25 protein-coding genes and 1 pseudogene are annotated in these 26,811 nt (G+C 68.7%); 15 read left to right on the forward strand and 11 right to left on the reverse strand.

All coding sequences use genetic code 11. The annotated features are described in order from the left end of the window. Positions 1 to 2 precede the first annotated feature (2 nt). The 3 genes from WMF31_RS08675 to WMF31_RS08685 all read left to right on the forward strand — a co-directional run bounded on the left by WMF31_RS08675 (position 3) and on the right by WMF31_RS08685 (position 3,858). Complete coding sequence (locus tag WMF31_RS08675; RefSeq protein WP_436601486.1) at positions 3 to 2,255, forward strand: molybdopterin cofactor-binding domain-containing protein; 2,253 nt, start codon at positions 3 to 5, stop codon at positions 2,253 to 2,255. Positions 2,256 to 2,368: 113 nt separating this feature from the next. After that, on the forward strand, positions 2,369 to 3,238 hold the full coding sequence (locus tag WMF31_RS08680) for a Uma2 family endonuclease (RefSeq protein ID WP_436601487.1): 870 nt from the start codon (positions 2,369 to 2,371) through the stop codon (positions 3,236 to 3,238). Between the two features lie 125 nt (positions 3,239 to 3,363). After that, positions 3,364 to 3,858 carry a YbhB/YbcL family Raf kinase inhibitor-like protein gene (locus WMF31_RS08685; RefSeq protein ID WP_436601488.1) on the forward strand — a complete coding sequence of 165 codons (495 nt, stop codon included), beginning with the start codon at positions 3,364 to 3,366 and terminating at the stop codon, positions 3,856 to 3,858. Here the strand turns inward: WMF31_RS08685 and WMF31_RS08690 are convergent. From WMF31_RS08690 to WMF31_RS08720, 7 genes are all read right to left on the reverse strand, one after another. Continuing rightward, positions 3,815 to 5,254: a GNAT family N-acetyltransferase gene (locus tag WMF31_RS08690; protein ID WP_436601489.1), complete on the reverse strand. Its 1,440-nt coding sequence runs from the start codon at positions 5,252 to 5,254 to the stop codon at positions 3,815 to 3,817. The genes WMF31_RS08685 and WMF31_RS08690 overlap by 44 nt on opposite strands. A gap of 114 nt (positions 5,255 to 5,368) precedes the next feature. Beyond that, positions 5,369 to 6,610 carry an SGNH/GDSL hydrolase family protein gene (locus WMF31_RS08695; protein ID WP_436601490.1) on the reverse strand — a complete coding sequence of 414 codons (1,242 nt, stop codon included), beginning with the start codon at positions 6,608 to 6,610 and terminating at the stop codon, positions 5,369 to 5,371. Between the two features lie 362 nt (positions 6,611 to 6,972). Further along, on the reverse strand, positions 6,973 to 8,331 hold the full coding sequence (locus WMF31_RS08700; protein ID WP_436601491.1) for a hypothetical protein: 1,359 nt from the start codon (positions 8,329 to 8,331) through the stop codon (positions 6,973 to 6,975). Then, the gene (locus tag WMF31_RS08705; RefSeq protein WP_436601492.1) at positions 8,301 to 8,534 is read right to left on the reverse strand and encodes a hypothetical protein; all 234 of its coding nucleotides are present in this window, start codon (positions 8,532 to 8,534) and stop codon (positions 8,301 to 8,303) included. Before WMF31_RS08705 ends, WMF31_RS08700 begins: the two co-directional genes overlap by 31 nt. A 231-nt stretch (positions 8,535 to 8,765) precedes the next feature. Continuing rightward, entirely contained in the window at positions 8,766 to 9,347 is a 582-nt protein-coding gene (locus WMF31_RS08710; protein WP_436606534.1) for a glucuronyl esterase domain-containing protein, read from the reverse strand. A gap of 70 nt (positions 9,348 to 9,417) precedes the next feature. Next, positions 9,418 to 10,287, reverse strand: coding sequence for a VOC family protein (locus WMF31_RS08715; protein ID WP_436601493.1), 870 nt, complete (start codon positions 10,285 to 10,287; stop codon positions 9,418 to 9,420). A gap of 290 nt (positions 10,288 to 10,577) precedes the next feature. Then, entirely contained in the window at positions 10,578 to 12,764 is a 2,187-nt protein-coding gene (locus tag WMF31_RS08720; RefSeq protein ID WP_436601494.1) for a metallophosphoesterase, read from the reverse strand. 292 nt (positions 12,765 to 13,056) lie between these two features. Between WMF31_RS08720 and WMF31_RS08725 the strand changes: the two genes are divergently transcribed. The 3 genes from WMF31_RS08725 (at position 13,057) to WMF31_RS08735 (ending at position 15,505) form a co-directional block, all read left to right on the forward strand. Next, positions 13,057 to 13,944: a peptidyl-prolyl cis-trans isomerase gene (locus WMF31_RS08725; RefSeq protein WP_436601495.1), complete on the forward strand. Its 888-nt coding sequence runs from the start codon at positions 13,057 to 13,059 to the stop codon at positions 13,942 to 13,944. Further along, complete coding sequence (locus WMF31_RS08730; RefSeq protein WP_436601496.1) at positions 13,941 to 14,939, forward strand: HupE/UreJ family protein; 999 nt, start codon at positions 13,941 to 13,943, stop codon at positions 14,937 to 14,939. The genes WMF31_RS08725 and WMF31_RS08730 overlap by 4 nt, the downstream gene beginning before the upstream one ends. A gap of 161 nt (positions 14,940 to 15,100) precedes the next feature. After that, the gene (locus WMF31_RS08735; protein ID WP_436601497.1) at positions 15,101 to 15,505 is read left to right on the forward strand and encodes a RidA family protein; all 405 of its coding nucleotides are present in this window, start codon (positions 15,101 to 15,103) and stop codon (positions 15,503 to 15,505) included. Here the strand turns inward: WMF31_RS08735 and WMF31_RS08740 are convergent. Further along, positions 15,463 to 15,828, reverse strand: coding sequence for a DUF4336 domain-containing protein (locus tag WMF31_RS08740; RefSeq protein ID WP_436601498.1), 366 nt, complete (start codon positions 15,826 to 15,828; stop codon positions 15,463 to 15,465). The two genes, WMF31_RS08735 and WMF31_RS08740, sit on opposite strands and share 43 nt — an antisense overlap. Positions 15,829 to 16,678: 850 nt before the next feature. Between WMF31_RS08740 and WMF31_RS08745 the strand changes: the two genes are divergently transcribed. Then, positions 16,679 to 17,761 (forward strand): glucuronyl esterase domain-containing protein, encoded by a 1,083-nt coding sequence (locus WMF31_RS08745; protein ID WP_436601499.1) that lies wholly within the window; start codon positions 16,679 to 16,681, stop codon positions 17,759 to 17,761. A gap of 206 nt (positions 17,762 to 17,967) precedes the next feature. On the opposite strand, the gene WMF31_RS08750 is transcribed toward WMF31_RS08745, so the two are convergent. Both WMF31_RS08750 and WMF31_RS08755 read right to left on the reverse strand, forming a co-directional pair. Next, a complete protein-coding gene (locus tag WMF31_RS08750) occupies positions 17,968 to 18,357 on the reverse strand; it encodes a GNAT family N-acetyltransferase (protein WP_436601500.1) in 390 nt (129 codons plus the stop codon). A gap of 129 nt (positions 18,358 to 18,486) precedes the next feature. Beyond that, positions 18,487 to 18,876: a hypothetical protein gene (locus WMF31_RS08755; protein WP_436600399.1), complete on the reverse strand. Its 390-nt coding sequence runs from the start codon at positions 18,874 to 18,876 to the stop codon at positions 18,487 to 18,489. A gap of 408 nt (positions 18,877 to 19,284) precedes the next feature. Here WMF31_RS08755 and WMF31_RS08760 point away from each other — a divergent pair, with 408 nt between their 5' ends. Next, on the forward strand, positions 19,285 to 19,830 hold the full coding sequence (locus tag WMF31_RS08760) for a hypothetical protein (protein WP_436601501.1): 546 nt from the start codon (positions 19,285 to 19,287) through the stop codon (positions 19,828 to 19,830). A gap of 535 nt (positions 19,831 to 20,365) precedes the next feature. Further along, positions 20,366 to 20,701, forward strand: a complete 336-nt coding sequence (locus WMF31_RS08765; RefSeq protein ID WP_436601502.1) for a hypothetical protein — start codon at positions 20,366 to 20,368, stop codon at positions 20,699 to 20,701. Positions 20,702 to 20,766: 65 nt separating this feature from the next. Here the strand turns inward: WMF31_RS08765 and WMF31_RS08770 are convergent, their stop codons facing one another. Continuing rightward, positions 20,767 to 21,087, reverse strand: coding sequence for a hypothetical protein (locus tag WMF31_RS08770; protein ID WP_436601503.1), 321 nt, complete (start codon positions 21,085 to 21,087; stop codon positions 20,767 to 20,769). A 606-nt stretch (positions 21,088 to 21,693) separates the two neighbouring features. Between WMF31_RS08770 and WMF31_RS08775 the strand changes: the two genes are divergently transcribed. From WMF31_RS08775 to WMF31_RS08800, 6 genes and pseudogenes are all read left to right on the forward strand, one after another. Continuing rightward, on the forward strand, positions 21,694 to 22,332 hold the full coding sequence (locus WMF31_RS08775) for a hypothetical protein (protein ID WP_436601504.1): 639 nt from the start codon (positions 21,694 to 21,696) through the stop codon (positions 22,330 to 22,332). A 12-nt stretch (positions 22,333 to 22,344) separates the two neighbouring features. Next, entirely contained in the window at positions 22,345 to 22,779 is a 435-nt protein-coding gene (locus tag WMF31_RS08780) for a DUF6573 family protein (protein WP_436601505.1), read from the forward strand. A 380-nt stretch (positions 22,780 to 23,159) separates the two neighbouring features. Beyond that, complete coding sequence (locus tag WMF31_RS08785; protein ID WP_436601506.1) at positions 23,160 to 23,648, forward strand: sigma-70 family RNA polymerase sigma factor; 489 nt, start codon at positions 23,160 to 23,162, stop codon at positions 23,646 to 23,648. Positions 23,649 to 23,659: 11 nt separating this feature from the next. After that, positions 23,660 to 24,181, forward strand: a complete 522-nt coding sequence (locus WMF31_RS08790; RefSeq protein ID WP_436601507.1) for a hypothetical protein — start codon at positions 23,660 to 23,662, stop codon at positions 24,179 to 24,181. Between the two features lie 965 nt (positions 24,182 to 25,146). After that, the gene (locus WMF31_RS08795; RefSeq protein ID WP_436601508.1) at positions 25,147 to 26,040 is read left to right on the forward strand and encodes a hypothetical protein; all 894 of its coding nucleotides are present in this window, start codon (positions 25,147 to 25,149) and stop codon (positions 26,038 to 26,040) included. Between the two features lie 79 nt (positions 26,041 to 26,119). Then, a pseudogene (locus WMF31_RS08800) lies at positions 26,120 to 26,769 on the forward strand (IS5 family transposase); the annotation flags it as partial. Positions 26,770 to 26,811: the final 42 nt, after the last annotated feature.

The following is a 26,811-nucleotide window of genomic DNA, read 5'->3' on the forward strand; positions in this document are numbered from 1 at the left end:
AGATGGAACAGCAACGGGTCGTCCTCCTCCGCCGCTCTTTCCTCGCGGGGCTCGGGCTCGCGGTGGGCGGGCTCGCGCTCGGGCTCGCCGAGGGCCGCGCCGACGCCGCCGAGGCCAGGGCGCCGGCGTCCGCCGGGCTCCGGACGAGCGTGTTCCTGCACATCGCGACCGACGGGACGGTGTCGATCGTCTGCCACCGGTCGGAGATGGGGCAGGGGATCCGCAGCTCGCTGCCGGTGCTCGTCGCCGACGAGCTCGGCGCCGACATGGCGCGCGTCAAGGTCGTGCAGGCCGACGGCGACAAGGCGTACGGCGACCAGAACACCGACGGCTCGCGCAGCGTGCGCGGCAGCTACGAGCCGCTGCGGCGCGTGGGCGCGACGGCGCGCGCCATGCTCGTCGCGGCCGCGGCGAGGCGGTGGCGCGTGCCCGCGGCGGAGTGCGTCGCCGAGGGGCACGCGGTCCACCACGCGAGGTCGAAGCGCTCGCTGGACTTCCGCGAGCTCGTGGCCGACGCGGCGAAGCTCCCGGTGCCGGACGCGAAGGCCGTCGCGCTCCGCCCCGCCTCGGAGCTCAAGCGCGTCGGCGGCCCGCTCCCGCTGCTCGACGGGCCGGCCATCGTCACGGGCGCCGCCCAGTTCGGCGCGGACGTGCGCCTGCCGGGGATGCTCACCGCGGTCGTCGCGCGCCCGCCGGTCGTGGGCGGCAAGGTCGCGCGGTACGACGGGGCGCGCGCCCTGGCCGTGCCGGGCGTGAAGCGGCTCGTGGAGCTGCCGGCGCCGAAGGGCCCGGCCGGGTTCCAGCCGCTCGGCGGCGTCGCGGTCGTGGCGGACACGACGTGGGCCGCGATGCGCGGGCGGGCGGCGCTGGAGGTCACGTGGGATCACGGCGCGAACGCGGCGTACGACTCGGCGAGCTTCCGGGAGGCGCTCTCGCGCGCGGCGAGCGCGCCGGGCAAGGTGATGCGGCAGGTCGGCGACGTGGACCGGGCGTTCGCGGCGGCGGCGCGCACGATCGAGGCCGAGTACCACGTGCCGCACCTCGCGCACGTGGCCATGGAGCCGCCCGCGGCGGTGGCGCGGGTCGACGCGGACGGCTGCGAGGTGTGGGCGCCGACGCAGAACCCCCAGGCGGCGCGCGCCGAGGTGGCGCGGGCGCTCGGCCTCGACGAGGGGAAGGTCACCGTGCACGTGACGCTCCTCGGCGGCGGCTTCGGCCGCAAGTCGAAGCCGGACTACGTCGCCGAGGCGGCGCTCCTCGCGCGCGAGGTGGGGGCGCCGGTCCGCGTGCAGTGGACCCGCGAGGACGACGTGCAGAGCGGCTACTTCCACAGCGTGAGCACGCAGCGGCTGAAGGCGGGGCTCGACGCGGACGGCAAGCTCACCGCGTGGCTGCACCGGACGGCCTTCCCGCCGATCCCGTCGACGTTCGACGGGAAGGCGACGACCCCGAGCGCGATGGAGCTCGACCTCGGCGTGCTCGACGTCGCGCTCGCGACGCCGAACCTGCGCGTCGAGGCGTGCGACGCCACGGCGCACGTCCGGATCGGGTGGCTCCGGTCGGTCTGCAACATCTTCCACGCGTTCGCGATCCAGAGCTTCATCGACGAGATCGCCCACGCGCGGCAGGCCGATCCGCGCGACGTGCTGCTCGAGGTGCTCGGCCCGGCCCGCGAGGCGACGCCCGCGGAGCTCGGCCTCTCGAAGCTCCCGAACTACGGGGCGTCGCTCGACGAGCACCCGGTCGACGTGGGCCGGCTGCGGCGCGTCATCGAGCGCGTGACGGAGCTCTCGGGGTGGAGCGCGGCGCGCAAGGCGGGGCGCGCGCTGGGGCTCGCCGCGCACCGGAGCTTCCTCACGTATGTGGCGGTCGTCGCCGCGGTCTCGAAGGGCGCGCTCGGCAAGGTGCAGGTCGACGAGGTGTGGCTCGTCGCGGACCCCGGCACGATCATCAACCTGGACCGCGTGCGCGCGCAGATGGAAGGCGCCGTGGTGTTCGGGATGAGCGTCGCGCTCCACGGCGCGATCACGATGAAGGGGGGCGCGGTCGAGCAGACGAACTTCCGCGACTACCCGGTCGCGCGCAGCACGGAGGTGCCGAGGCGGATCCACGTGGAGATCGTGAAGAGCGACGCGCCCCCCGGCGGCGTCGGCGAGCCCGGGGTGCCGCCGGTCGCGCCGGCGATCGCGAACGCGGTCTTCGCCCTGACGAAGACGCGCGTGCGGGAGCTCCCGCTGCGGCGCCTCGGGCTGTGACGGGCGCCTCAGCCTGCGGGACGCGGGCCCCGGGGGGGTGGTCGCGTTCGGGGGGCCCCCGGGCCGGGCCGGGGCTGCTGTCGCGTTGCGCCGGGGTGGGGTATGCTCGGTGAATGATGCAGCCGAGCGGCGTAGCAAGTCCTGTACGGCGCGGCCGGAGGCCAGGAGCGTTCGTCGTCCACGATCCAGCGCCCGAGGAGGTGGGCGCGCCGGTCGACTGGTCGGCCTGGTACCTGACGGACGAGGACGACATGGGGGAGAGCGTCGAGCAGGGCGAGATCATCCGCATCCTCCTGTCCTGCCTGAGCGAGCTCCTCGCGGAGCGCGGCATCACGACGCTGTACTGCGGGGGCGATCACTTCTTCGCCTGGGTCCGGGGGGAGCCGCTCGTCCGGGTCTCGCCGGACGTCTACCTGCTCGAGGATCCGCCGCCGCCGCCGCGGCCGAAGATGTGGCAGACGTGGCTGCCCGGCCACCGGCCGCCGCGCTGGGCGGTCGAGATCGTGTCCGACGAATGGAAGAAGGACTACGAGGAGAACCCGCCGAAGTACGCGCAGCTCGGGGTGCGGGAGCTCGTGATCTTCGATCCCGAGGCGGCGCTCAGCCCCGATCGGCGCGGCGTGCGGGTGCCGCTGCAGGTCTATCGCCGGGACGCTGACGGGGCGTTCGTGCGCGTTTACCGCGGCGACGGCCCGGCGCGGAGCGAGGAGGTCGACGCGTTCCTGGTGGTAGGCCGGGAGCGGGGCGCGGTGCGGCTGCGGATCGCGCGCGACGCGGCGGGAGCGGACCTCGTGCCGACGACCGAGGAGGCGAAGCGGGCGGCCGAGGAGGCGAAGCGGGCGGCCGAGGAGGCGAAGCGAGCGGCCGAGGAGGCGAAGCGGGCGGCCGACGCGCGGGCCGCCGCCGCAGATCAGCGGGCGCTGGCCGCGGAGGAGCGGCTGCGCGCGCTGGAAGCGGAGCTGGCGAAGCGGCGGGGCGGGTAGCCGCGCCTCGGCGCAGCGCCTCCGCCCGCCGGTGCGCGGCGCTGCCCGCGGCACCCTCGCTTGCTGGAGCGCGCCCCGGGCACCAGGAAGGGCCCCCGAGGACGAACCTCGGCACGGAGGCCGCCATGGCGCTGACGTTGACCTCGCCTGCATTCGCTCACGGCCACGAGATCCCGGTCCGGTACACGGACGACGGAAACGATATCTCCCCCCCGCTCGAGTGGACCGGCGTCACGGGGGACGTGAAGAGCCTGGCCTTGATCGTGGAAGATCCCGACGCGCCGGATCCCGCGCGCCCGCAGCGCACGTGGGTCCACTGGGTCCTCTACGACATCCCCCCGTCCGCGCGCTCGCTCGAGGAGGGCGCGCGGGGGGCCGATCTGCCGGAGGGCACGCGCGTCGGGAGCAACGACTGGGGCAAGCGCGCCTGGGGCGGTCCCGCGCCGCCCATCGGCCGGCACCGCTACTTCTTCCGGCTCTACGCGCTCGACACGGAGCTCCGGTCCCTGACCCCGGGGGCCACGAAGGCCGACGTGCTGCGGGCAATGGATGGCCATATGCTCGCCGAGGCCGAGCTCATGGGGACGTACGAGAAGCGGCGGCACCGGGCGACGGGCTGACGCGCCGGCCTCCCCGGGCGCCGTCCGCCCGCGCGCGCCGCGCGGGCGCGTGCAGGCGGGCGCTCCAGAGCAGGATCGCCGCGACCGTGGGCGCCGCGACCGCCACCGCCGCGATCGCGACGTCGAGCGCGCCGCGCATCCGCGGCGCGTTGAACAGCACGGCCTGGAGCAGCGTCAGCGCCGCGTCGCAGGTCACGAGGGCGGCCAGGAGCAGCAGGAGCGACGGGCTCGGCCGCCGGCTCAGCCGCAGCATGGCCAGCGCGAGGCCCACGTCGAACGCCACCCAGGCCCATTTCACGGCGGGCGACGGGAACCACCGCGCCGCGGGCGCGAGCGCGAGCAGCGCCGTCCACGGGATGAGCAGGACGCCGAGCAGCTCGAAGACCACGGCCGGCCCGCGCAGCAGCGTCGCGACGCCGAAGCGGAGGAGGCCGCCGCGCGCGAACGCCGTGAGCACGTCGTGGATGGCCAGGAGGCCGTGTCCGCCGGGCGGCACGGCGAGGTCGATCGGCTCCCATCGCTCGGGCCGCAGCTTCGCCTTGAACGCGTAGAGCCCCCGGAAATCGTAGAGGCGAGCGCCCAGCCGGCGCGCCGCGCGCAAGCCGCGGGCGACCGGGCCGGCGAGCGGGGCGAGGCCGAGCGTGACGTAGGCGCACCCCTCGGCCGCGGCGGCGCGCATCGCCTGATCCACGAGCAGCTCCGCGGTGCCGTTCGGCGCGGCGGGGTCGCGCAGGAGGTCCTCGAGGAAGAGGCCGCGCCGCGCGTACACGGGCACGGCCGAGAGGAAGCCGACCACGGCGCCGCCGGCCTCCGCCACGAAGTAGCGGCGCTCCCGGGGGAACGAGAACGGCTCGAGCTGCACGAGGAAGCCCATGAGCGCCATGGGCCGCGAGGACGCCCACCGGGCGATGACGCCCTCGACCTTGTGCCGCAGCGGCCCGGACGCGTCCTCGAGCTCGGCGGGGCTCACCGCGCGCGCGATCACGCCCTTGGCGCGGGCGCGGCGGAGCTGCTCGCGCAGGCTGCGGCTGGACCGCAGCACGTCGGCCCAGCGCGACGGATCCCATACCGGCTGCTCGCCGATCAGCAGGGTGGCGCACCGGTACTGGCGGGAGAACCGCGCCTCCGTGCCGAAGAAGCACGCGCGCCGCCCCTCGGCCGCGGCCGCCTCCACGAACGCCCGCGCGGTGTCCGCGAGGCGCTCGGCCGGCGCGAGCGGGGCGCCGGCGGCGACCCACGCCGCGCCGGTGTCCACGTAGGCCACGCAGGCGTCGTCGCCGTGGAACCAGTAGCGGAAGTCGGACTCGAGGGTCTGGAACGAGGTCGCGTTCCAGCCGTGGCGCTGGAGCAACGCGAGGACGCGCTCGCGCTCGAGGCTCTCGGGGGACGGCTGCACGGGTCGACGGGATCGCCGCCCGGGGATGCGGCGTCGGCGGCGGCTATACGCCGCGCCGGCGCCCCGGACAAGCCCGGGGGCGCGCGGCCACCGGCGGCGCCGGGACGGGAGAGGTCACGGAGCGCTGCCCTTGACGATCTCGCCGACGATCGCGTCCAGGTCCACCGCGTTCGCCATCGCCTGATACCCGGCGTCGTTCGGGTGCAGGTGGTCGCCGTCGTAGGCCGGGAGCAGGCGGCCCGGACTGGACGGGTCTCGCACCGCCTTGTCGAAGTCGATCACCCCGTCGAAGGCGCCGCTGGTGCGGATCCAGGTGTTCAGCTTCTGCCGCTCCTGCTCGCCTCTGGCCGTCCCGTAGTCTCCCTTGTAGGTCCCGGTGGAGCCGGCGAACGGCACCAGGGTGCCGCCATAGATCTTCAACCCGGCGGCGCGGACCGACTGGATGATCTGGCGATAGACCGGGATCAGATCCGCCGCCTTGGCCGAACGATCGCCGATGTCGTTGATGCCCGCCAGCAGGATGACGGCGCGCGCGCCGGGCTGGGTCAGCACGTCGCGCGCGAGGCGGGCCGGGACGGGATGACCGAACTGGAGCTGGGGACGGATGGTGAGCAGCTCGTTCCCGATGATCCCGGCGTTGGTCACGGCGAGGGTCGGGCCCTTCCGGCTGGCCAGGCGCTGGGCGAGGACATCGGGGTAGCGACGGTTGGTGTTCTTGGTCGAGAGGTATCCATCGGTGATGGAGTCGCCGAGGGTGATCAGGGTGCCAACGACGTTCGGCGCGGCCTTGACGTCGACGCCCGACAGGAACATCCAGCACGAGATTTTCCGCGTGAAGCTCTTCGCGGCGCCGGCCCTGGTCTGGTCGCCCGAGGCGAGGAAGCTGTCCTGTGCCGCGAAATAGTGCTGCGTGGCCGGCCCGGTCTTGCCCGGCAGGTAGAGGCTCACCGCCAGCGTCTGCAGGGGCTGCACCTTCAGGGGCACGGGGTCGCTCACCGCCTCGCCGCCCGCGGCGATGACGATCGAGGTCTGGCCCCCGAAGCGCAGCGGCTGCGGCGCGCCCGTGGCCGCTCCGCCCGTCGAGAGCGCGATCGACGCCGAGCCCACCTTGAGGGGCTCGCTGCCGCCGGCGTTGGAGATCCGCGCGCGCACCTCGCCGCCGCCGGCGCTCACGCGGACGATGTTCCGGACCGTCTGGCCGGCCAGACCGACGTCCGACGGGCAATCTTGCGCGTTGAACGTGCCGCCCGGCGTCGGGCTGGCGTGCCATGTGGCGACCCATCGACCGGGCCCGCCAGGCGCCTGATCCGCGGCCAGCGCCTGGCGCCCCGGTGCGCCGGTGACGAGCGCGAGCACCGCGGCGACGAAGAGCGCTCGTGGTCGTCGGCCGAGCCTCCTCTCTGGCAGCTTGCGCGAGGAGCACGAGGCGTCACGGCGCCTTGCGGTGCCCCCGCGAGATCTCTGTAGACTGGCCATCGGTTCTCTCCCAGTTGCTCGTGTGAAACGCCGGAGACTGCCCTGGCGCGCCGCTATATCCATGGCGGTTTCATGCGTCAACGGGCCGCCCTCGCGCCAAGACCCGTGGGAGCTCGTCCCGCGCGGCCCGGCCAGCCCGCGCCGCCTCGCGGCCCGGGCGCGCGGGCGCGACGCCTCGTCCGGGCGATCTTGCGCCCCCGCGGGACGGCGGCGCGCCCGCCGTGGGGCGAGGTCGCTCGCGATCACCGATAGCCGAGGACCTCACGGAGCTTCGAGGTGTCGATGAAGCCGCGCAGCGGATCCTTCTTGTCGTTGCTCCGGCGCCTCGTCTGGGCGACGCCCTGCCACTTCCCGGCGGGGAGCTCGATCGCGTGCCCCTCCTTCCTGAGCTTCTCCAGCGAGGGGAGCCAGCCGCGCTCCCTGTCGAGATCGAACGACTTTCCGTCGATCGTCGTGAACAGGTCGGCGCCCCGCTCCCCGCCGCCGGGAGGCTCGCGCTCGTGATCGGCGACGATGGCGATATGTCCCCCGGCCGCGCGGTTGGCCATGAAGATATCCCCTGGGCTCGGCAAGTAGCCATCGCCAGGAGGGTGCCACACGAGGAGGCCGGTGGAAGCCTCCTTCGCGTAGGCCTCGACCATGCTCAGGTTCTTCCCGGGCTGCCACGCGCCGTTGAGGGCCTCCCGGTTGAGGAACTTTCCGAGCTCCGTCTTCGTGATCTTGTCCTCCGGGCTCCCTCGCAGCACCCATGCCTTCCAGAACACCCAGGTCACGAGATCGCCGCACCAGCTATAGAAATCGTTGTAGAGCAACGGGTGCTTCTTCCGCGCCTCCTGCTCCGCGGCGGAGGGCTCCATGCCTGCGGCCTTCAGGCGCTTCGTCTCGGCGTCGCAGGACGCCTCTCGCTCGATCCTGGTCCTCGCCAGCGCGGCGTGCGATCGCCTGCACGTCCCGCCCTCCTTGACGCCCGGGAAGGTGGGCAGCGCCCCCGGGCATTCCGCGCCGCTCTGGCTGCCGTGCCGGTTCTCGGTGATCTCGAGGATGAGCGGGCTCCACTCGATGCAGTTGACGGCCTGCCAGGCGATGTCGACCAGCCAGTCCTTCCGGGTGATGACCGTGAGCTGGCCCCCGAGCTTCGGCACATGGCTGTCCTTGCCCGGCGCCTCGGGCGCCGCGGCGGCCGGCCTCGCCGGCGGGGCCGGCGGCGCCTGCGCGGGCTCGTCCGTCGCCTTCGGCCCGGTCAGGTCTGGCCTGCACTTCCGGCCCACCACGCAGGTGGCGCTCACGTTGCTCCCCGCCTCGGGGCCCTGAAACGCCTCGATGACGTAGTCGCCCGCAGGGGTCGCGCCGTGGTCGTTGTCGCCGACGAACGGGTTGTTCCAGTGGAGCGTCACGGCGCCGCTCGGCCCCTTGTAGGTGACGCGACCCTCGGTCCCCGTCATGAGGCCATCGGACTCCCCCGACCACGACGCGGCTCCATTGCAGGTCGCCGGTGGCGTCTTCCCCGGGGTGAAGATGCCGTGGTCGAGCTGGGTGTCTGCGAGCGACAACAGCTCGCCCGTCTTGTTGATCAGAGTGCACACCACGCTGCGCGCTGCCATCCGTCCTCCACTCCCTTGATGCTCGTGCGCGGTCTCCCTGCGCGCGCGCGTCCTGTCGTCCAGGATCCCCCGTGGGCTCGCGCCCGCCGATCGCGCTGGAACAACGCGATGACGTCGATCGCCGCTCCCTCCTTCTGTTCCTCGGTGATCCGATGGTAGCCGAGATCCTCCAGCCGCAGCCGGAATTCCTGCGGCGTGGCCATGGGGCCAGCCCATCGAGCTTCACTGGATCTGCGCTGGCCGGGGAGCCCCACGAGCGGAACGTGCTCGTCCGGGGCAGAGAGTGCGGAGAGGGCGGAGCAGGTGAGCGGGATGGCGCGGGCGCTGGAGGTGCCTGTCGGGACCGCCGTCTCACTGCTCCGCCGGGGACGAATCTGCTTGTCGCCGACCTCAGGCGACGGCGTCGGGGCCCGGCGGCCCCGCGCCGGGATCGGTCACTGGAGCCTCGGCGCCGTCCACTTCATCCACCGGTTCAGATCGGCCCTCGCCCCCTCGCCCCGGAGCACGTTGGTGTCGGCGGTGCCGCCCCCGACGAGGAACTTCTTCACGTACGCATCGAGGATCGCCCGCTGCTGCGACGGGAACTGGCAGTGCATGTGGCCGCCGAGCTGCCAGTAGCCCATCTTGTCGGGCACTCCGAGCCCCTCCCGGATCGCGTGGGCGATGGACCCGGCCGTGAAGGTGCTGTCGATGCCGAGCCAGTCGATCTTGTTGTCGAGGACGAGCAGCGCGCGCGGCGCGACGAGGCCCATGACCATGTGATGGTCGAAGGGGAGGTTGTTCACCCGGTTGCCGAAGTTCGAGCCGAAGCTCGCGCGGAACCAGGGCTGCTCCCTCGCCGGCCGGTTTGCATGCGTGCGGCGACCCCCATGCTGTCGTCGAGCCTCTGGGCTGCGCGGAAATTTCGCGCCTGAGATATCGATGGACGAGAGCGCACGTACCTGGCGCGACCGAGGGGCGCGCTGGCGCAAGGGCGGGCATTCCGCCCGCGTGTTCGCGGAGCAGGAGGGGATCATCGCCGGCGCGCTGTGCTCCAACGATCGCTGATGCCTGGTACAAGCGTGTTACGAGCTCCAACGCGGTGCTCTAACCCTCCGGCGCCTCGCGAAGCTCGACCGGGTTGCCGTCCGGATCTTCGATCTGAATCTGCGCGCCACCCGTGCCGCGTTCGATGTCGTTTCGGAAGGGTGTCCCGGCCGCACGGAGTCGATCGATGAGCGCGGCGAAGTCGTCGACGTAGAGGACGACGCGGTTCCAACCGCCCGGGACCTGAGCGCGGCCGTCGGGCATCGGGCGCGCGCCGGAGCTGCCGGGGCCGCTCAGGAGCAGGTGCAAGTCACCGCGCGAGACCCCCGCGAGCTGCGTGCCGGCCTGCACGTCGAGCGCGAAGCCGAGTCGTTCGGTGTAGAAGCGAACGGCGCGATCGACGTCCGTGACCTGGTAACGGACGGCTGCCGTGGTGGCATCGGGGCCTGCCGCGGCCGAGGTCGATCCCTCCGACGCCTCATGGATCTCGATCGGGTTGCCGTCCGGATCCTCGATCTGGATCTGCGCGCCGCTCGTGCCGCGTTCGATGTCGTTTCGGAAGGGTGTCCCGGCCGCACGGAGTCGATCGATGAGCGCGGCGAAGTCGTCGACGTAGAGGACGACGCGGCTCCAGCCGCCGGGGACCTGAGCGCGGCCGTCGGGCATCGGGCGCGCGCCGGAGCTGCCGGGGCCGCTCAGGAGCAGGTGCAAGTCACCGCGCGAGACCGCCGCGAGCTGCGTGCCGGCCTGCACCTCGAGCGCGAAGCCGAGTCGTTCGGTGTAGAAGCGAACGGCACGATCGACGTCCGTGACCTGGTAGCGGGCGGATGCCAAGGTGGTCGCGGAGCCTGCCTCGGCCGAGGTGGATTGCGTGTCGTCGGTCATGCAGCCCCCGAGAGCGAGCATGACCAGGAAGAGGATGATCTTCATGAGCCGACTTTGCGGTCCGCGCGCGCCGCCATCTTGGACAAATTGGAAGCCGCGGGCCCGAGCCGCCGCAGGTGCCGCGACGCTGAGGTGTGCCCTGGCGGCCCCCCCGGCCGCCGGGGATCGACCCGACGTGTGCGCCGAAGCCGAGCGACAGGCCGACGTGGGGGACCGCCGCGCGGCGATGTGGTCGGCGACGTGGCCTCTCGCAGGCCGAGAGGGAGCCTTTCCCTTCGCGTCGGCCGACCTCGACAGCGGCCGGCGCCCGACTTGCCAGGCCGCCGCGTCGACTATCAATAATTGAAGTTGCGGACGAGGATGAGCGCCTTCCCGTTCCCGTCCATGTCATCCTCCCAGGCCGCCACGAAGCGGCCCTGATCATCCATGGCCGTCACAGGCGACCGCTGCTGGCCGCTCGAGTCGCTGTTGACGGTGAAGTCCGCCCGGTGCTGCGCCCCGCCGGACGTGAAGTCGCGCCCCAGGATCTGGTACACGCCATTGTCGTCCTTGTCATCCTGCCAGACCACCGCGAACGCGCCGTCGCCGCGCATCCCCACGCTGGGCGCGACCTGCTGACCATCAGCCACGCTGTTGACGGTCATCACCCCGAACCGCTCGGCGCCGGTGATCGTGAACCCGCGTGCATAGATCTGGTAGTAGCCGTTCTCGTCCTGGTCGTCCTCCCAGGCCACAACGAAGTCGCCGTTGTTCGCCATGCCGATCGACGGTCTGGTGTGCTGACCCGCAGTGTTCGTGTTGACCGCCCCTTGCGCGAAGCGGTTGCCGCCCGTGGCGGTGAAACCCCGGTGATGGATCTGGAAGTTCCCATCGTCGTCCTGGTCGTCTTCCCAGGCGACGACGAAGTCGCCATCCGGATCCATGGCGATGTCCGGGTTGAACTGCTCACCCGCAGCGACGCTGTTGACGGTGAACGTCGCGATGCGCTCCGCGCCGGCCGCGGTGAAGCCGCGCGCCAGGATCTGGTAGTACCCGTTCCCATCCTGGTCGTCCTCCCAGGCGACGACGAAGTCGCCGTCGGCGTCGCAGGCCACCGCGGGCCTCGACTGCTGGCCGCTCGACACGCTGTTCACCGTACGATCGTGGAAGCGCTCACTGCCATCGGCGTTGAAGCCGCGCGCCAGGATCTCGTAGACGCCGTTCCCGTCCTGATCGTCCTCCCAGACCACCACGAAGCGCCCCGAGTCGTCGATGGCGATGTCGGGGTGCATCTGCTGACCTGAAGCCACGCTGTTCACGGCGATCTGCGAGAACAGCGCGTTGCCGTCCGGGTCGAAGCCGCGCGCGTAGATCTGCCCGACACCGTTGTCGTCGTGGTCATCCTCCCAGACCACCACGAAGTTGCCGTTCGGCGCCGTCGCGATCTTTGGGTCGAAGTGCTTGCCCGTCAGCTGCACGTTGGCCATGCGATCCTTGAACAGGATATCGCTGGCTCCGTAAGCGTACCCGGGCAGCGCAGACTGCATGTCGTAGCTGATGGCGTAGTTCTGCTGGTTGTGCTTGGTCGCGGTCGGGTTGGTCACTTTGTCGTAGTTCAGGTACAGCGTCGCCTGACAGCTCGCGAAGATCGCGCAGTTGCCGTCCTCGACGCTCAGCGACTCCACCGTGATCTGGTCCTGCGCCGGATCGAACGTGAGGACGCGCAGCCAGCCGTTGCCCAGCGCGTGGCCGTTGCCCAGGACCGGCTCGCTCTGAAAGTCGCTCAGGATCTCGTGTACGACGTTGCCGTTGCTGCCGGTGCGGCGGCGGTACGACACGCCCTGGATGTGTCCGCTCACGGACATGAACACGTTGCTGTGGCGCTGGATCAGCTCCTCCCAGAGGTCCACGCCGTCGCGGCCTTCGAGGTTGTAGTGGTCGGCGCAGCCGCTCGCGTGCTCGGCGTTGCTGTTCATGTGGCAGTGCGTGGCCACGATGACGCGTCGGTCCGGGTGGCTCGCGATGACCTGATTCGCCCACGTCACCACGTCCTTGCGCGGCGCGAACTCGAGGCTCACCACCATGAACTCGAGCCCGCCGGACTCGAAGTACGTGTAGTTGTTGGTGTTGGACGCGTCGTAGGCCCCGCCGTAGAAGGGCTCGCCCTCGTAGCGCGGCTGACCGAAGTAGTTGGCGTACAGCGAGTCGCGCTCGTAGGCTTCGTTGCTCGGGAAGATGTCGTGGTTGCCGATGGTCATGCTGTAGGGCACGCCGGCGATGTCCAGCAGCGTGTGCGCGGCGCTCGCCACGTCGTACTCGCTCGCGGTGTCGTGATTGGTGATGTCGCCGAGGTGCACCGCGAACTTGATGTTGCGCGCGGAGCGGTTATCCACGAGCCACTGCGTCTGGTGCTCGTAGACCTCGTACGAGGAGTACTGGCTGTAGTTCTGGGTGTCGGGGATCAAGACGACCGAGAACGCGGCTTGCGCGCTCGCCGAGCGCGCTGCGGTGCACCACAGCGCGAGGACGGCTACTGTGAGCATCAAACGATGGGTTCTTGTCATGTGCGGGTGCTCCCCTGGCCGAGGTGGGCGAACCTGACTCCGTTCGCGGCCGCGCTTGTAGGCGGTCCAGGTCACAGCTCCGTGCGGCGCTCGTTACCTCTCGGTGCCTCTCGTCGCGGACCGCGGCGCGATCCGCGGCGGGCGCCGCTCCGGCGCCCGACCGTCAATTCATCCCGCCGTCGCGCCGCCGAAACGGAGATGTTACGGAGGGCCGGTAGCGTCCGCCGCGCTCGCCACGCCGTGAGCCGGATACGCTGCACTCTCGGGAGCCATGACTCGAACCGCCGCCCGTCCAACCGCTGGCTCGACCGCGATCGAGGGCCCATCGGGCCATGCCGGGACCTACGCCGCCTGGTTGCGGCGCATCGCGTCCGAGCCGTTCGTTCACTTCACGCTGCTCGGGGCGCTGGTGTTCGCCGGCCATCGCCTGGTGACCCGCGCGCCCGACGTGCCCACGCTCGAGGTGTCGGTGTCCAGGCAGCGAGAGCTCGTCACGCTGTTCGAGCAGCGCCAGCGCAGGGCCCCGAGCGACGCGGAGCGCGAGCAGCTCATCCGACGCTACGTCGAGGACGAGGCGCTGTTTCGCGAGGGGGTGCGCCTGTCCCTCGTGCACACGGATCCCGTGCTGCGCGCGCAGGTCATCGCCCGGATGCGCGGCATGCTGCAAGCCGAGCTCGACCAGGAGCCGCCCACGGACGTCGAGCTGCAGCGCTATCACGAAGAGCATCGCTCGGACTACGTCATCCCGGAGACCATCAGCTATCGCGAGTACCTGATCCGCGGCGGCCCGGACGCCGACGACCACGCGCGACGGCTCCTGTCGTCGCTGGAGCGAGGCGGAGCGGCCGACGGCCCGGGGCTGCCCGTTCCGACCTACTACGCGCGCCGCTCCGAAGCACAGCTAGCCTCCTTGTACGGCCCCGAGCTCGCGCGCGACCTCTGGGCGTCGCCGAGCGACGTCTGGCGAGAGCTGCGGTCCAGCCGCGGAGTTCACGTCGTGCGCGTCGTCGAGCGCACCGCGGCCTCGGAGCCCTCGTTCGCGACCGTCCGCGAGCAGGTGAGCGAGGACTATCGCAAGGATCGGACCGCGCGCGCGTTTCAGGCGGAGCTCAGCCGCCTCACATCGCGGTGGCGCGTCTGGATCGAGGGGCAGCCATGACGGGCGCGACGGGGCTGCGCGCGGCGGCGTTGCTGTGGATCACCCTGTGCTCCCTGTTCGCTGCGAGCGCGCACGCCCACACACCCTCGCTGAGCGTGCTGGCGCTCGACGAGCGCTCACCGGGCGAGTTCATCGCGCGCTGGGAGCGCACGCAGGGGATCCAGGACGCCGGCGCGGCGTACGACTTGCTGAAGCCCGTGTTCCCCGAGCACTGCCGGTTCGCGGCGCCGCGCCTCGACTGCGGCGCGCGCGGCCTGTCGGGGCGCGTCGGGTTCGACGGCCTGGGCGATCTCTCGTCCTCCGGCATGATCAAGATCCAGTGGGTTGACGGCAGCACCCGGACGTTGAGCCTGACCGCCGCGCAGCCGCACGTCCGGGTGTCGGAGGTCCGGCACGACGCCGGGGCGCTGCGCGGGGTGTCCAGCTTCATCTGGCTCGGGATCACGCACATCTGGCTCGGGCTGGATCACTTGCTGTTCGTGGTAGGGCTGTTCTGGTTGCTGGACTCGTGGCGCGTCCTGATCACGACCGTCACGGCGTTCACAATCGCGCATAGCTTGACGCTGGGGACGGCGACCCTCGGGCTGCCCAGCCTGCCTACCGCCCCCGTCGAGGCCGTCATCGCGCTCAGCATCGCGTTCGTCGCCGTGGAGATAGCCGGCGAGGCGCGCACGAAGCAGCCGAGCTTGACTCGCCAGCGGCCCTGGCTCGTGGCGTTCGCGTTCGGCCTCTTGCACGGCTTCGGCTTCGCCAGCGCGCTGGCGGAGCTGGAGATCGCCGGGGCGGAGCGCCCGATCGTGCTGCTCTGCTTCAACGTCGGCGTGGAGATCGGGCAGCTCGTGTTCATCGCGGGGTTGCTGGCGCTCCGCGCGGCGTCGCGCAGGCTCGAGCGCGCGTCGGGCGTCCGCCTCGCGATCGCCGGATATTACGCGATGGGCACCCTGGCGATGTACTGGTTCTTCGAGCGCATCGTCGCTTTCATGCCCAGCGTGTGACGTCGAGCCGCCTGCCGGGGGCGCCATGGGTCATCCACGTCTGCGCGGCGGGTCTCGAGCGCGTTCGCGAGCACGGCTCGGACGCTCGAACCGCTGTCGGCCCAGCAACGCGCACGGCCCTTGACATCCTCGAATCGTTTTGCTCTCGCTTCCCCCCCTCGATGCGCGTTGGCAAGATCAACCCGCCCGGCGTCCACCCAACTCCCGGCTATCATCACGTCACGATCGTCGAGGCTGGCCGGCTGGCCTTCCTCGCCGGCCAGTGCCCGCTCGACCTCGACGGCAACGTGGTCGGCGCGGGCGACCACCTCGCGCAGGCCGACCAGGTGGCAGCGAACGCCCTGACCGTCCTGGCCGCGGCCGGGGCGCAGCCCGCCGACGTGGTGCGCTCGGTGATTTACGTGGTCAGCGACGACGATCAGGTGCTGGGCGCGGTGTGGCGGCGACTGAACGACTCGGCGCTCGGCCCGGCCTTCGGTGCGGCCAGCACCCTGCTCGGGGTCGCTTCGCTCGGCTTCCCCGGTCACCTGGTCGAGCTGGACCTGACCGCCGCCCTCCCCGATTGATCTCCTCTGCTGACGTGCGGATCGCGCGACTGGGCAGATTGCGGTCCAACGACGAGTGCGTTCGGGTGTCGAGCGGCAGTGGCCGGAGCTCGTAGGTAATGGAACCGATTGGGCACGACGATCCAACCCACCTCGCCGAGCGCGCCGAGCGCCGCGCATACATCGTCGGTGGGGGTGCATGGGCTATGAACCCAGAGGGTATCGCCCGAGAGTCGAACGACGGTGGTCCTCGATCGCAGGCGGACACCGCTGAACCATATCGGACGTTCGGTGACCCAGATGGAGTCTGGTACGACGACCTCGAAAACGCCGGGAGCTGCCATGGGGCAAATTGTCCTCCTTTGGGTGTAGGCTGTCACGATGATTCGCGCGCGCGGCCGGGCGTGAGAAGAAGCCGGTCAGGCACGTTGTCCCCGATCCGGAGAGCAACGCCGACCACAGGTTTCCGGCAAGGCGCGCTTTGCTTTGGAAGCATGTCTCACCCGGCCGCCTACGCGGTACCATTCTACGTCATCGGTCAGAAGGTGTGGGCTGAACCGAAGCGGGCGCATCGTTACGACGGCTGGGCTCTCGGGGCGATCAAGTGGCGGCATAGTCACAACGCAAATTTGTACGCGTGGCAAAAATGACGTCACCAACGCGAAGAACACGCAAACTTCCCTACAGTATGCTATAAGTACACCGGTTTTTCCGCGTGTCACGTGTCATGCGCCGCGTGCCACGTTTCGCTACTGCAATCGAAACTCGGAGGCCTTCATGTCTGTCCGTTCGCGTACCACGTGCAGATTCACCGCTCTCGCGATTCCCATCCTCGCCCTCTTGAACTTCGCTGGTTGCTCCTCAGGCACAGTATCCGGCGGTGGCGAGGGAGGTGATTGGGGCACAGGCGGCGGGACATCGGGCGGGAGCGAGGGAGTCGCCACGGGTGGAGGCTCCGCGACCGGCGGAGTCGGCACTACGGGCAGCGGTGCTCCGACGGGCGGAGCCGGCGTGGGCGGCTCCGTAACGGGCGGGGCTAGCGGGACCGGCGGGGCTAGCGGGACCAGCGGGGCTGGCGGGACTGGCGGGACTGGCGGGACTGGCGGGACCAGCGGGACCAGCGGGACTGGCGGCGGCAACTTCACGTGTACCCTGCCCGATTTGCCTGATCCGAGTGGTCTGACCGACGTAAACATGAAACTCCCGGATCCGTTCACGTTCTTTGACGGAACGAAGGTCACCACCAAAGAACAGTGGGAGTGTCGCCGCAAGGAAATCCTGGCGATGGCTGCCAAGTACCTTTACGGTCCAGTTCCCTCCGAGCCGGATGAGGTGACCGGAACTGTGTCCGGAGGTACCGTTTCGATCACTGCCAAGGTGGGTGGAAAGACAGAGAACTTCTCGGCGACTATCAATGGATCCGGCGATGTGATCGCGCTCAAGTTGTCGGGTGGAATCTTCCCGTCAAACAGCAAGACGCTGTCGTTTGGAAGCGGCTTTGAAAGCAAGATAAGAAATCTTTTTGGCTTGTCCGAGCTCAACACCAACATCGCCAACGGATGGATGATCGACCGGGTGATGGACGTGTTGGAGCAGAACCCGGGCAGCGGGCATGACCCCACGAAGGTGATGGTGTCGGGGTGCTCCGGATGCGGAAAAGGTGCTTACCTGGCGGGTGTCTTCAGTCGTGTACCGCTGGTCGTTATCGTGGAATCGGGCGGTGGTGGTGTAGCCAATTTGCGTCAGGCAGAGTGGTTCAGGCACGGTGAAGGTAGTTCTGTTTGGCAGTGTTCAGATGCCAAGCCTCAGAGCATCGACAACCTCGAAGACAGCGGTATCTGCGGACCCTGGGTGACCGGTGCGGCCCGTTGGCTCCGGAGCGACCCCTCGAAGGTGTACAACCTCCCCTTCGATACGCACTTGCTCCTGGCGACGATCGCTCCACGGCATCTGGTGCACTTCACGAATAGCAATGGCAGGAACTCATGGTGTCATCTGGGTGGGACCTGTGAAGCGCTCTCCGCATGGGCAGCAAAACCGGTATGGAAGGCGCTCGGTGTTCCGGAGCGCATGGGTTTCCAGATGTACAGCGCAAATCACTGCGGCGCATCGGGCTCTCAAACCGCTCTTGCAGGCGAAATGTTCAAGCGAGCTTTCGAGGGCGACACCAGCGCAAACACGGACGTGATGGGAATCCTGGACAACGGCGTTCAGCAGCCGGTCAGCGAATGGAAAGACATGTGGATTGACTGGGATATGGAGACAGTGCTGCAGTAATGATGCCCTTGGGGGGCATGAGAGCCACTCTGGCCTTGCCCTCCATTCGGCGTGATTCCCGGGCGTCGGTCATTCGAAGCTCCCCTCCCCGAGAGCCCCTCTTCCGCAGGTTGGGAAGGGAGGGCTCTCGGGGAGCTGCGTGCCCTGACGTCGGGGCACACGTAGGTCACAGGGCGCCGACTGGCCTCTTCGAAACGCCGGACGATTCAGCGCGAGAGCCGCGCAGGCATCATGAACGAGAAGCGGGTGCGCACGATCCCGTCGGCGCCGCGCTCTTCGGGCTCGTCGACGGAGATCCTCTCGAACTCGGCCGTTGTGCGTCGCCAGAACGCGAGGCCCTCCGGGTTCTCGGGGCGCACCGTGAGCGTCCATGGGCCCGGGTACTCGGCGAAGAGCTGGCGCATGGCGCCCCGTCCGGCGCCGCTGCGGCGCGCGCCGGCGATCACGAACATCTCCTCGACGTGCTGCGTGCCGCGATCGTCGCGGCAGGTGAGCGCGAAGCCGGCCGGAGCGCCGGCGTCGATGTCGAGGAAGAGACACGCACTGAGCGGCGCGAGCTTCGGGTATGTGTAGAGCGCGTCGGGACCGATCGGCACGCACACCCGCGCGCTCCATCGAGCCGGACGAGATCCCGTTTTAGCGCCGTCCTCCGTGGCTCCCCACCTCGCGTCCGAGCTCGATCTCACCCTCGCCTGCGCGCTGCACGAGCTTCCGAACCGAGCCCATCACCACCTCCGACGCCACTTGTCACGGTAGGAAGGCGGCTGGGGGATCGGCTCGGTGGGCTCGTTGGTCCGCTCGGCGGCGAACGCGGACTCGTCGCCGTTTTTGATCTTGATCGTCCCCGTGAGCCGCCCGTCCTTTCCGAGCCGTGCTCGGCCGGTTCCAGACATCGGGTCGTACTCCCACGCGCCCTCCCACGTGAACGAGATCCCGCCCCGCGTGAACCTTGCGGTGACGTAGGCGAGGAGGCAGTGCATGCGGAGCCGATCGCCGTGCCCCGTGAACGAGATCACGGCCGGGCCGAGGTCGTCCAGGTGCTCGCTGACCCACGTGCCGGTCTCGGTGATCCGCCACCAGCCGGCGTACTCGGGCGGGATGAGGTCGGAGGGCATTGTGGGCGCGAGCGTAGCACCGTCGGATGCCTACGTCGGCGCGCTACGCCTCGCGTGCTCCAAGTCCGCGCTCGCAGTCCACGCAGCGATCGCTGATCCGCGCCCGGACCATTTCTGACGAGCACGGGTGGGTCATTTCTGGTGAGCGCCGAAGCCATCGAGGGCTCGATTCCTCCCGTGCTTTCTCGATAACTCTCGTGGCGTCTCGTGCCCTGACGTCGGGGCACACGGAGGTCACATGGAGACAAACGAACCAAGGCCGGTGCTCGTAAGCACGGGTCGGAGCCCCCCTCCGGGCCAGCGCACGGCTCGCCGTAGGCGCGGTGATAGCGCGGACATAATTGGGTCCTGGATTACCGGTTGACGTCGGCTTCCAGCAGGAGGACGGTGGCCATGGGGGGGTGAAGCATGGCCCACGGGCCGAAGAAGCAGGCGAGGGCGCTCGTGCTGTGCGTCTGTGCCTGTGCACTCGTCGTCGTTCCGGCGCCGGCAAGGGCGCTCGAGCTCAGCGGTGGCGTGAGCGTGGGCGGGTTCCAGATCGGGACCGGCCCGAGGCTCGCGCTGAGCCCCTTCGGCGGATTGCTCTGGCGCCGAGAGAAGGATTTCCAGATCGAACTCCACAACATGTTCAGCGTCGTTCCTGGCTCTCGCGTCGGGATCTACGATCGAACAGCAATCTCCCTCGTGTACGCCTGGAAGACGGGCAAGGCGAGCCTCGGGCCATCCGTGTCGATCTACGCGATGCCGGTGTGCAGCCCCATGAGCTGCAACCGAGTGGTGGGGGTTGCTCCGGGCGGTCACGCACAGACCGACTGGTACTTCTCCGAGCCCCTGGGCGTATCCGTGAGCGCCAACCTGGATTGGGCTGGCGGAGATAGTCGCGTGCTTCATGGTAGCTGGGTGGCGATGGTCGCTGCTGGGCCTGTTTGGAGATTTGGGGGAGAGTCGAAATGAACAGAGCTTTTACGGTCCTGCTCGTCAGTCTTTTCGCTGGTCTTGTTGCTTGCAATTTCGACGTCGGTGAGTGCTGGCTTCCTGGCGATGAAACGAGCGGTGCCGGCGGCGGCATCATCTACCCGACGGGGGCAGGAGGCTTCGGCAACGTGCCGCGGAAGCCGCAAAGCACCGACGGTGACTATGCTTCCTATGATCTGTGTGCCTCGCAAACGGTGACGTGTACGGTCACATGGAAGGCCGGCTCGAGCATCTGTGGTGGAAGCGCAGCTACCTGCACGACCCTGTACCAGGGCAAGCATGCGTCACTCGACGAAGCCAAGGACTATTGCGAGATGGCCTACGGAGTCGGGAAGAGCTCCGAAGCGCAGTCTTGCGGCTCTTGCGAGTGGGGCACGGGGGCATCCGATGAGAAATGTAAGAGGATTTGTGATAGGGCCTACGATAAGTGTATGGACAAATGCAAAGATAAAAAATGCCGTGACGACTGCCTTAAGGACTATGTTGAGTGCTTGAGGGAGTGCGACAGGTAGCCATGCTCGAATTATCGACAATGCTCACTCAGGCAGACGGCAGCCAACGGGTCATCACGATTCGGATTGGCGATGTTTCCGAGACGCATGGGGGAACCGCGAACCCATGGTCTGCCGCCGTGGAGATCCTCGGTTTCGCGAAAGCGGAAGCCACTCGCCTTCGTGGGCGAGACTGGGCCGAAGCCATCGAGGATGCGGCAAGGTTTGCCGCGCTCCGTGTCGCTGACAAGGTAGAGGCAGCGGGCGGAGGAACGCTCGATCCGCCGTTCTTTCCCCGCCCGCGCACGCCGGCATCGACAGGGGCCGCCTGCCGCATCGCTGATGACGAACCCGAATAGACCAACTCCGCCTCGCTCCCCAGCGGAGGCCCCGCAAGGAGAGGCCCCGCGGGGAAGCTCGGCGCTCATGAGGGGGGCGGCCCCTCGTAGGAGCCGACGACGAGCCAGCCGGCGCCGTCGCTCATCAGCCGGAGGCACGCCCACGGGCCGCTGTAGCTGAACGTGGGAGCGCCCTCGACGCTCTGCCCTGGCCCCGCGGCGAGCGTGAGCGTCCTGCTCCCTCCGACGACCTCCTTGATCAGGATCGCCGCACCGACGTTCCCCAGGGCCGACGGGAGCGTGATGGTCACCGGGTCGTTCAGGTTGACCTTGACGAGCTCGCCCGGCCGGGGCGTGTAGGTGCTCGTCACGATGGGGCTGACCTGCCAGATCCCCGGGATGAACACGTCGGTCCGGTTCTCGGCGGGGTTGTCGGTGCAGACCGCGCCGACGAAGTTGAGCGCCGGCCGCCGAGGCCGCGAACGACGTCGAGAAGGCGCCCGAGGAGCCCGCCGAGGGCAGCGAGGCCCCGGCGAGCGAGAAGGCCCCGGAGACGGCTGCCGAGAGCCACGAGAAGGCCTCAGAGGGGCAGACGGAGGGCAGCGAGGCCCAGGCCGGGCAGCCAGCCGCAGGCAAGCCTGCCGCAGGCAAGAAGGCCAAGGCGGCGAAGGCGCCCAAGGCTCCGCGGGCCAAGAAGACGGTCACCACGGCGACGGGCTTCTGCCTCTGCGGTTGCGGCGCCGAGCTCGGCCCGAAGCGGCGGTTCGCCCTCGGTCACGACGCGAAGCTCCACTCGATCGTCCTGAAGGTCGCCCGCGGGCAGGCAGGCAGGGGCGCGCTCCCCGAGGCCTGCTTCGACAAGTCGAGCGCGACGGTGGCGTACCTGCGCGGAGCGCCCTGGATGACCGACGAGATCCGCGAGGCGATCGGCCTCTGACGGCCTCCGTCGCTGGCTGAACCCCGGTGTCCCGCGGAAAGCGCGGGCCCGGGGATAGCGGCGTCGGAGGTTTTCAATGCGAACAGCATTCGGTCAAGCACTCACGAGCGCGCGTATCGCAGCAGGTCGCTCCCAGGAGATTCCCGCGCGCCGCCGTTGCATCGAGTTTGCTCGAAGTCTCGACGGCCTCGGCGTGACGAGCAACCAGGACGGCTATCTGGACCTGATCGCCGCGGGGGAGGAACGCCAGCGGGCGCTGGAAATGGGCGCCATGTCCGGTTGCGCTCTCGTCGTTCGAGGGATGTGGAGGCGCCTCGGTGTACATCACCCGATCCTGCGCGCGCCCTACCGCACCGGGCGAGCGGTGGCGGATCTCGTCGAGATCGCTGCGGCATCGCACGCGCTCGTGGAGGTCCGCGAGCGGTTACCGGCCCTGCATGAAGGCGATGTGGTGATCGTGGGAGGCGGCCCGGAGTACGGCGGCCCCGAGCACGTCTGGACGGCGCTCGACGTGACAGCCCAAGGCTACCCCGACGAGACGACGGCGCTCATCCGTGGGCTCGACGGAGGGCAGCGCGACGAGCACGGGAGGCAGGCAATCCGTGTCGTGCAGCACGAGATATCGGGCGTTCCGCCGAGGGACAGCGGGCGCCGTGTTCGATGGGTGATCGACTTTGGCGTGGTGTGGTGCCGGTGGGGCCAAGAAGCGACTTGAAGGGAGGAGTCTATGCCGGGCAACAACGGAAAATCTGATGATCGGGCTCATCGGGCGGCGATCGACGACGAGATCACGATGGATGTCATCCACACGTACACCCGCAAGGAGGCCATCGAGGACGGCGTGCTCATCGACGTCTCCAAGATGGCACGCGAGCTCGGCGTGAGGATCCCCGTCGCCGTGACGAGCTCCGTCTGGGAGCGCTACGTGAAGCTGACGCCGGCCGCGATCCGGGCAGCCGGCAGCGAGGACGGGCGCCTCTGGGACATTCTGTGGATGTTCCGGTGCTTCGCCCTCCGAGCGATGGAGGCGAGCGAGCTCCGTTTCCAGCTCCGCGTGATCACCGAGTCCATCAGGCCATCCCTCGTGGAGCTCAAGGCCATCTGCGGGCCCGGCGACGACGGCGAGCCGGTCATCACCATCATGCTTCCTGACGAGGACTGACGCCATCATCTCTGCGGCTTCGCAGAACAGCTTTGTAGAAGAGCTGCGCAGCCGATTGGCGCGAGTTGTGCCTCTCTGATCGTGCCTGTTACAAGGCCCAAATGAAGTGCAGCCCGCGGGTGCGCCAACACCCCGGGCTGCGTGGCCGAACCCCGCACTACCGAGGTCCGACAGATGATCCTTGTATCTCGAGGTCCCACGAGGGGCCAAGGAATCGATCCGTCCATCGCTCGCCCCTGGTCGCCCGCCGATCCAGGCAGCTCCCAGGCGCCCGCCGGCCAGGCTGAACGCGGGAGGGCGGGGTGAGCAAGCGGCGGAGGGGGGCCAAGCGCCCGCCCGCCGCGCAACATCCCCCGGCCTTCCCGAGCATCGAGGCGCTCATGGCCGAGCAAGGCCTCATCGTGGGCACGCTCATCAAGAGCGGCGTGCCTCGACGCGACCGCGCCGACGTGGCGCAGCAGGTGCTCCTCGGCGCCTGGCAGTCGGTGAAGCGCGGCATGTACCGGCCGGACCCGAGCCTGGAACCGCGCGTGGCGCTCCGCAACTGGCTCCGCGGCGTCGCTTGGCGGAACGCGTCGCACTACGTCCTGAGCGCGTACGTGCGCCATTCCATCATCCACCCGGAGCCGCTCGGGCTGCGCCGCGACGTCCTGGGGCCGAGCCTCGAAGCGCAGATCCTCGCCCGCGACATGCTGGAGGTGCTGGTCGACCTGAAGGCGTGGCAGCGCGAGATCCTGCTCGCTTTGGACGACCCGGAATCGCTCGTCCAGTACGCCAAGCGGCACGGGATGAACCCCAGCACGGCAGCGTCCCGGCTCCGCATCGCCCGCAAGGCGCTGGCCCTGCGGCTCAGGAGGTGGCGCCGATGAAGGCTCGAGCCATGAAGCGACGGCATCGCCTCTGGTTGCCCGGGCCGGCCATCAAGGGCGAGGTGTCGCGCGAGGACGTGCACGCCTACCTCCGGGCGACCGGCTGGCTCGACGGGAGCCCGCACTGGCTCAGCCGCGGCTCGGAGTCCGTGCCGCTGCCGTCCCGCTGGGACTACCGGCTGGAGGAGCTCGTCACCCTCGTCGCCAGGGCGGAGCATCGCTCCCCTGGCGAGACCCTTCGCGCAGTCGAGGCACGGGCGCTCGGCCTGAGCCCCACCGACCGGGCGCCCCAGGTGCTGCGCCTCGCCGAGGAGGACCTGTCCAGCATCGCCGATGAGACCGGCGTGCTCGACGGCCTCCCCGGGGTGCGGCCGTGGGACCCGCGGGCGCTGTGGCGCGCCGTGCTCGACCTCGGCGTCCGCGCCGCCCCGAAGCGCCAGCGCAAGCCGCGCGACTGGGAGCGCTTCCAGCAGGCGATCGGCGCACTGAAGGTGCTCGACGTGCTCGATCGCGCCTACGTGCGGCACAGGTAGCTGCCTCCTCGTCGACGAGGGCGAGCAGGTAAGCGAGATCGCCCGGAGCCTCGGGCTGCCCCTCCGCCGTGGACGGAGTCGTTTCGCTGCCGTGCTCAAGCGGTGGCGTCGCTCGCGGTAGACCCCTTCTTGAATGTTCACAGTAAGTACAGAGGGAGGGCCCGCAGTAGGGAGGGGGATGAAGCCAAAAATCAATTAGTCCTTGACAACCCTCGCGTTTCCTCCAAAGATGTGCTGCATGTATCAGTGCGGTTCCTGAACCCTTCCCACTCGCCGGCTCCGGCGCCGTGGGCCCACATTGAAGAACCGTAAGGACAGCAGGTGGGCCTGGTTACCTGCGGTCTTCCGCCGTAAAAAAACGGCGGCCACGTTGAGAACGTGTTGTGATCTATCTTACTCAGCTCACGGCTGTTGAGCTGTGAGCATGGAAGGCGAAAGGGTCCCGGCTGGTCCCCGGAACCCCTTCTCGTCTTTCCTGTCGCGCAGCTCTGAGAACCGCGACCGACAGTCCCTGCACGGGCGACTGTGCCGGAGTCTACCCAGGTTCTGGCACGTGTCAAGGTTCTGGTGCTGCCAATGCGGTGGTCTGCTCTCTAGAAAGGCATTCAAACCGAAGAAAGGCAGTTGAACCAAGATGTTCCAGTTCTTGAAGCTGCACGTTGAGATGCTCGACGAGCTGGAGGACGCGCATCGACGCGTTCCTCCTCCCGCTCCGTTGCCGCGTTACGAACCGCTCCCTCGGGTTCCGAGGCCGTTCGTGCAGGCACCGCCGTTCATGCGGCCGGAGTACAGACGGCGCCGGTAGCCATCGCCGATCCGTGATCGTCGTGCGGTCGCTCGTGGCGTGGGGATACGCATGCCCGGGGGCCGCCGGCATCCGGAACGCTCGACCGAGGGGCTCCGAGTCATGACAAGGGAGTTTAGACATGGCGTTCAGGGTTCGAGTTCGTTTTCGTACCAGGGGTATGAATATCAATGAGCACGAACGAGAAATGCCGCTGGAACTCGGCCCAGACGGTCCGCGCCTCATGATGTCGGCGTTGGACGCATCGGAGATAGGCAAGGCTACGGAATTGCACATAATCAGTGGTAATCTGGATTCGAGATCGAGTGCGCAGGGACTCGGTGAACGAATCCGAAATGCTCTGCTAATGTCTAGCCTTGGTCTTCGTATGGGATTTGATGTCGAGGATCGTGGCGGATCTCTCGCTCAGGCGCTCGTTGATGAGTTCTTACGCAGGGACGGTATTCGGAGAGAATGGGATCGGAACGGCGTGAGTGTATTCGAGGAGTCGCCACCGGTTGCGTGGATTAGGATGGGCGGCACTGCTATGACTTCGCGCAAAGCTGAAGATTTTGTCCCGGAATTCAATAGAAGTTTTGAGCTTGCAGAGCGAGGTTTAAGTCCCAGCGAGTCACTGGCACTGGAGCTGTATAGCCGTACATTCTGGGAGGGGTCTAGCCGCTCAAAGATAATTTTGTACGCAACGATTGTAGAGGTTTTGTCCGGAGGGGCTCCTCTGGGCGTGTGGGGACAGCGACTGGCTGATGATTTCTGCCGAAAAGTTGAAGAGCAGCAGACTGATGGCGGGGAAGATCATGATGACAAGGTGGCGATACTAGATGCGCTTCGACATCTCCGTCGAAAATCAGTGACCAAGGCCACAGCCGGTCTTGTTCGTCAGCTGCTAGGAGGAGAAGCAGCGGCGCGGTTTCAGTCTTGGTATAATTTACGGGGCCAGCTCGTGCATTCTGGGAGGCCGAAGAAGGCGGACGTGGATCTTGCGGCAGAGTCATCGCAGATGGGCCAGCTTATTGCCAATCTGCTGAGCGTTGTTGTTGGCCTCAAAGCTTCTTAGAGCGCCTAACAATAGCCCGCCGACCTCGCTCGAGCGCCCGCTCGCTTGAGACAAACGGTACGCGCATTAGATTGCACGCGTGGGCAAGCTGTTGGTGCCGGACGAACTCTGGGAGCGAATCGAACCTCTATTGCCGAAGGCGGAGCCGAAGCCGCAGGGCGGCCGGCCGCGCACGCCTGATCGAATCGCCCTGACGGGGATCTTGTTCGTGCTGAAAACGGGGATTCCTTGGGAATATCTCCCGCAAGAGCTCGGCTGCAGCGGCATGACGTGCTGGCGCCGGTTGCGCGACTGGCAGCAGGCTGGCGTCTGGGGTCAGCTCCACAAGGCATTGCTGGATGAGCTCGGCGGGGCCGACAAGATCAACTGGGAGCGTGCTGCGCTGGATGCCTCGCTGGTTCCGGCAAAAAGGGGGGTGAAGAGACTGGCCCGAACCCCACACATCGCGGCCGGCCGGGCACGAAATATCACATTTTGGTCGATCAGAATGGTATCCCGCTCGCCGTCGAGATGACGCCGGCGAACGTCCATGACTCGAAGATGTTCACGCCTATGGTGGATGCGGTACCGACGATCGCGCGGCCTTGCGGCCGACCGCGGCGCCGCCCCAAGAAACTGCACGCCGATAAGGCCTACGACGACCCGGCCCTGCGCTTGGCTTGCCATCTGCGCCACATCGTGCCCCGCATCGCTCGCAAGGGCATCGAGTCGTCGGAGAAGCCAGGGCGGGCGCATCAAAACTAACATAAAAAACAATGACTTAAACTCGCT

It is taken from the genome of Sorangium sp. So ce1036 (genome assembly GCF_051369805.1).
Classification (GTDB): Bacteria; Myxococcota_A; Polyangia; order Polyangiales; family Polyangiaceae; genus Sorangium; species Sorangium cellulosum_F.

Bases quoted from the DNA above. Each gene is read 5' to 3' on its own strand.
- WMF31_RS08735 (WP_436601497.1), top strand. From the start codon at position 15,101: ATGCGCGTTGGCAAGATCAACCCGCCCGGCGTCCACCCAACTCCCGGC.
- WMF31_RS08720 (WP_436601494.1), bottom strand. From the start codon at position 12,764: ATGCTCACAGTAGCCGTCCTCGCGCTGTGGTGCACCGCAGCGCGCTCG.
- WMF31_RS08785 (WP_436601506.1), top strand. From the start codon at position 23,160: ATGGCCGAGCAAGGCCTCATCGTGGGCACGCTCATCAAGAGCGGCGTG.
- WMF31_RS08675 (WP_436601486.1), top strand. From the start codon at position 3: ATGGAACAGCAACGGGTCGTCCTCCTCCGCCGCTCTTTCCTCGCGGGG.
- WMF31_RS08795 (WP_436601508.1), top strand. From the start codon at position 25,147: ATGAATATCAATGAGCACGAACGAGAAATGCCGCTGGAACTCGGCCCA.
- WMF31_RS08765 (WP_436601502.1), top strand. From the start codon at position 20,366: ATGCTCGAATTATCGACAATGCTCACTCAGGCAGACGGCAGCCAACGG.
- WMF31_RS08775 (WP_436601504.1), top strand. From the start codon at position 21,694: ATGCGAACAGCATTCGGTCAAGCACTCACGAGCGCGCGTATCGCAGCA.
- WMF31_RS08780 (WP_436601505.1), top strand. From the start codon at position 22,345: ATGCCGGGCAACAACGGAAAATCTGATGATCGGGCTCATCGGGCGGCG.
- WMF31_RS08755 (WP_436600399.1), bottom strand. From the start codon at position 18,876: ATGCCCTCCGACCTCATCCCGCCCGAGTACGCCGGCTGGTGGCGGATC.
- WMF31_RS08730 (WP_436601496.1), top strand. From the start codon at position 13,941: ATGACGGGCGCGACGGGGCTGCGCGCGGCGGCGTTGCTGTGGATCACC.
- WMF31_RS08790 (WP_436601507.1), top strand. From the start codon at position 23,660: ATGAAGCGACGGCATCGCCTCTGGTTGCCCGGGCCGGCCATCAAGGGC.
- WMF31_RS08685 (WP_436601488.1), top strand. From the start codon at position 3,364: ATGGCGCTGACGTTGACCTCGCCTGCATTCGCTCACGGCCACGAGATC.
- WMF31_RS08745 (WP_436601499.1), top strand. From the start codon at position 16,679: ATGAAACTCCCGGATCCGTTCACGTTCTTTGACGGAACGAAGGTCACC.
- WMF31_RS08710 (WP_436606534.1), bottom strand. From the start codon at position 9,347: ATGATCCCCTCCTGCTCCGCGAACACGCGGGCGGAATGCCCGCCCTTG.
- WMF31_RS08700 (WP_436601491.1), bottom strand. From the start codon at position 8,331: ATGGCAGCGCGCAGCGTGGTGTGCACTCTGATCAACAAGACGGGCGAG.
- WMF31_RS08740 (WP_436601498.1), bottom strand. From the start codon at position 15,828: ATGGCAGCTCCCGGCGTTTTCGAGGTCGTCGTACCAGACTCCATCTGG.
- WMF31_RS08705 (WP_436601492.1), bottom strand. From the start codon at position 8,534: ATGGCCACGCCGCAGGAATTCCGGCTGCGGCTGGAGGATCTCGGCTAC.
- WMF31_RS08725 (WP_436601495.1), top strand. From the start codon at position 13,057: ATGACTCGAACCGCCGCCCGTCCAACCGCTGGCTCGACCGCGATCGAG.
- WMF31_RS08715 (WP_436601493.1), bottom strand. From the start codon at position 10,287: ATGAAGATCATCCTCTTCCTGGTCATGCTCGCTCTCGGGGGCTGCATG.
- WMF31_RS08680 (WP_436601487.1), top strand. From the start codon at position 2,369: ATGATGCAGCCGAGCGGCGTAGCAAGTCCTGTACGGCGCGGCCGGAGG.
- WMF31_RS08760 (WP_436601501.1), top strand. From the start codon at position 19,285: ATGGCCCACGGGCCGAAGAAGCAGGCGAGGGCGCTCGTGCTGTGCGTC.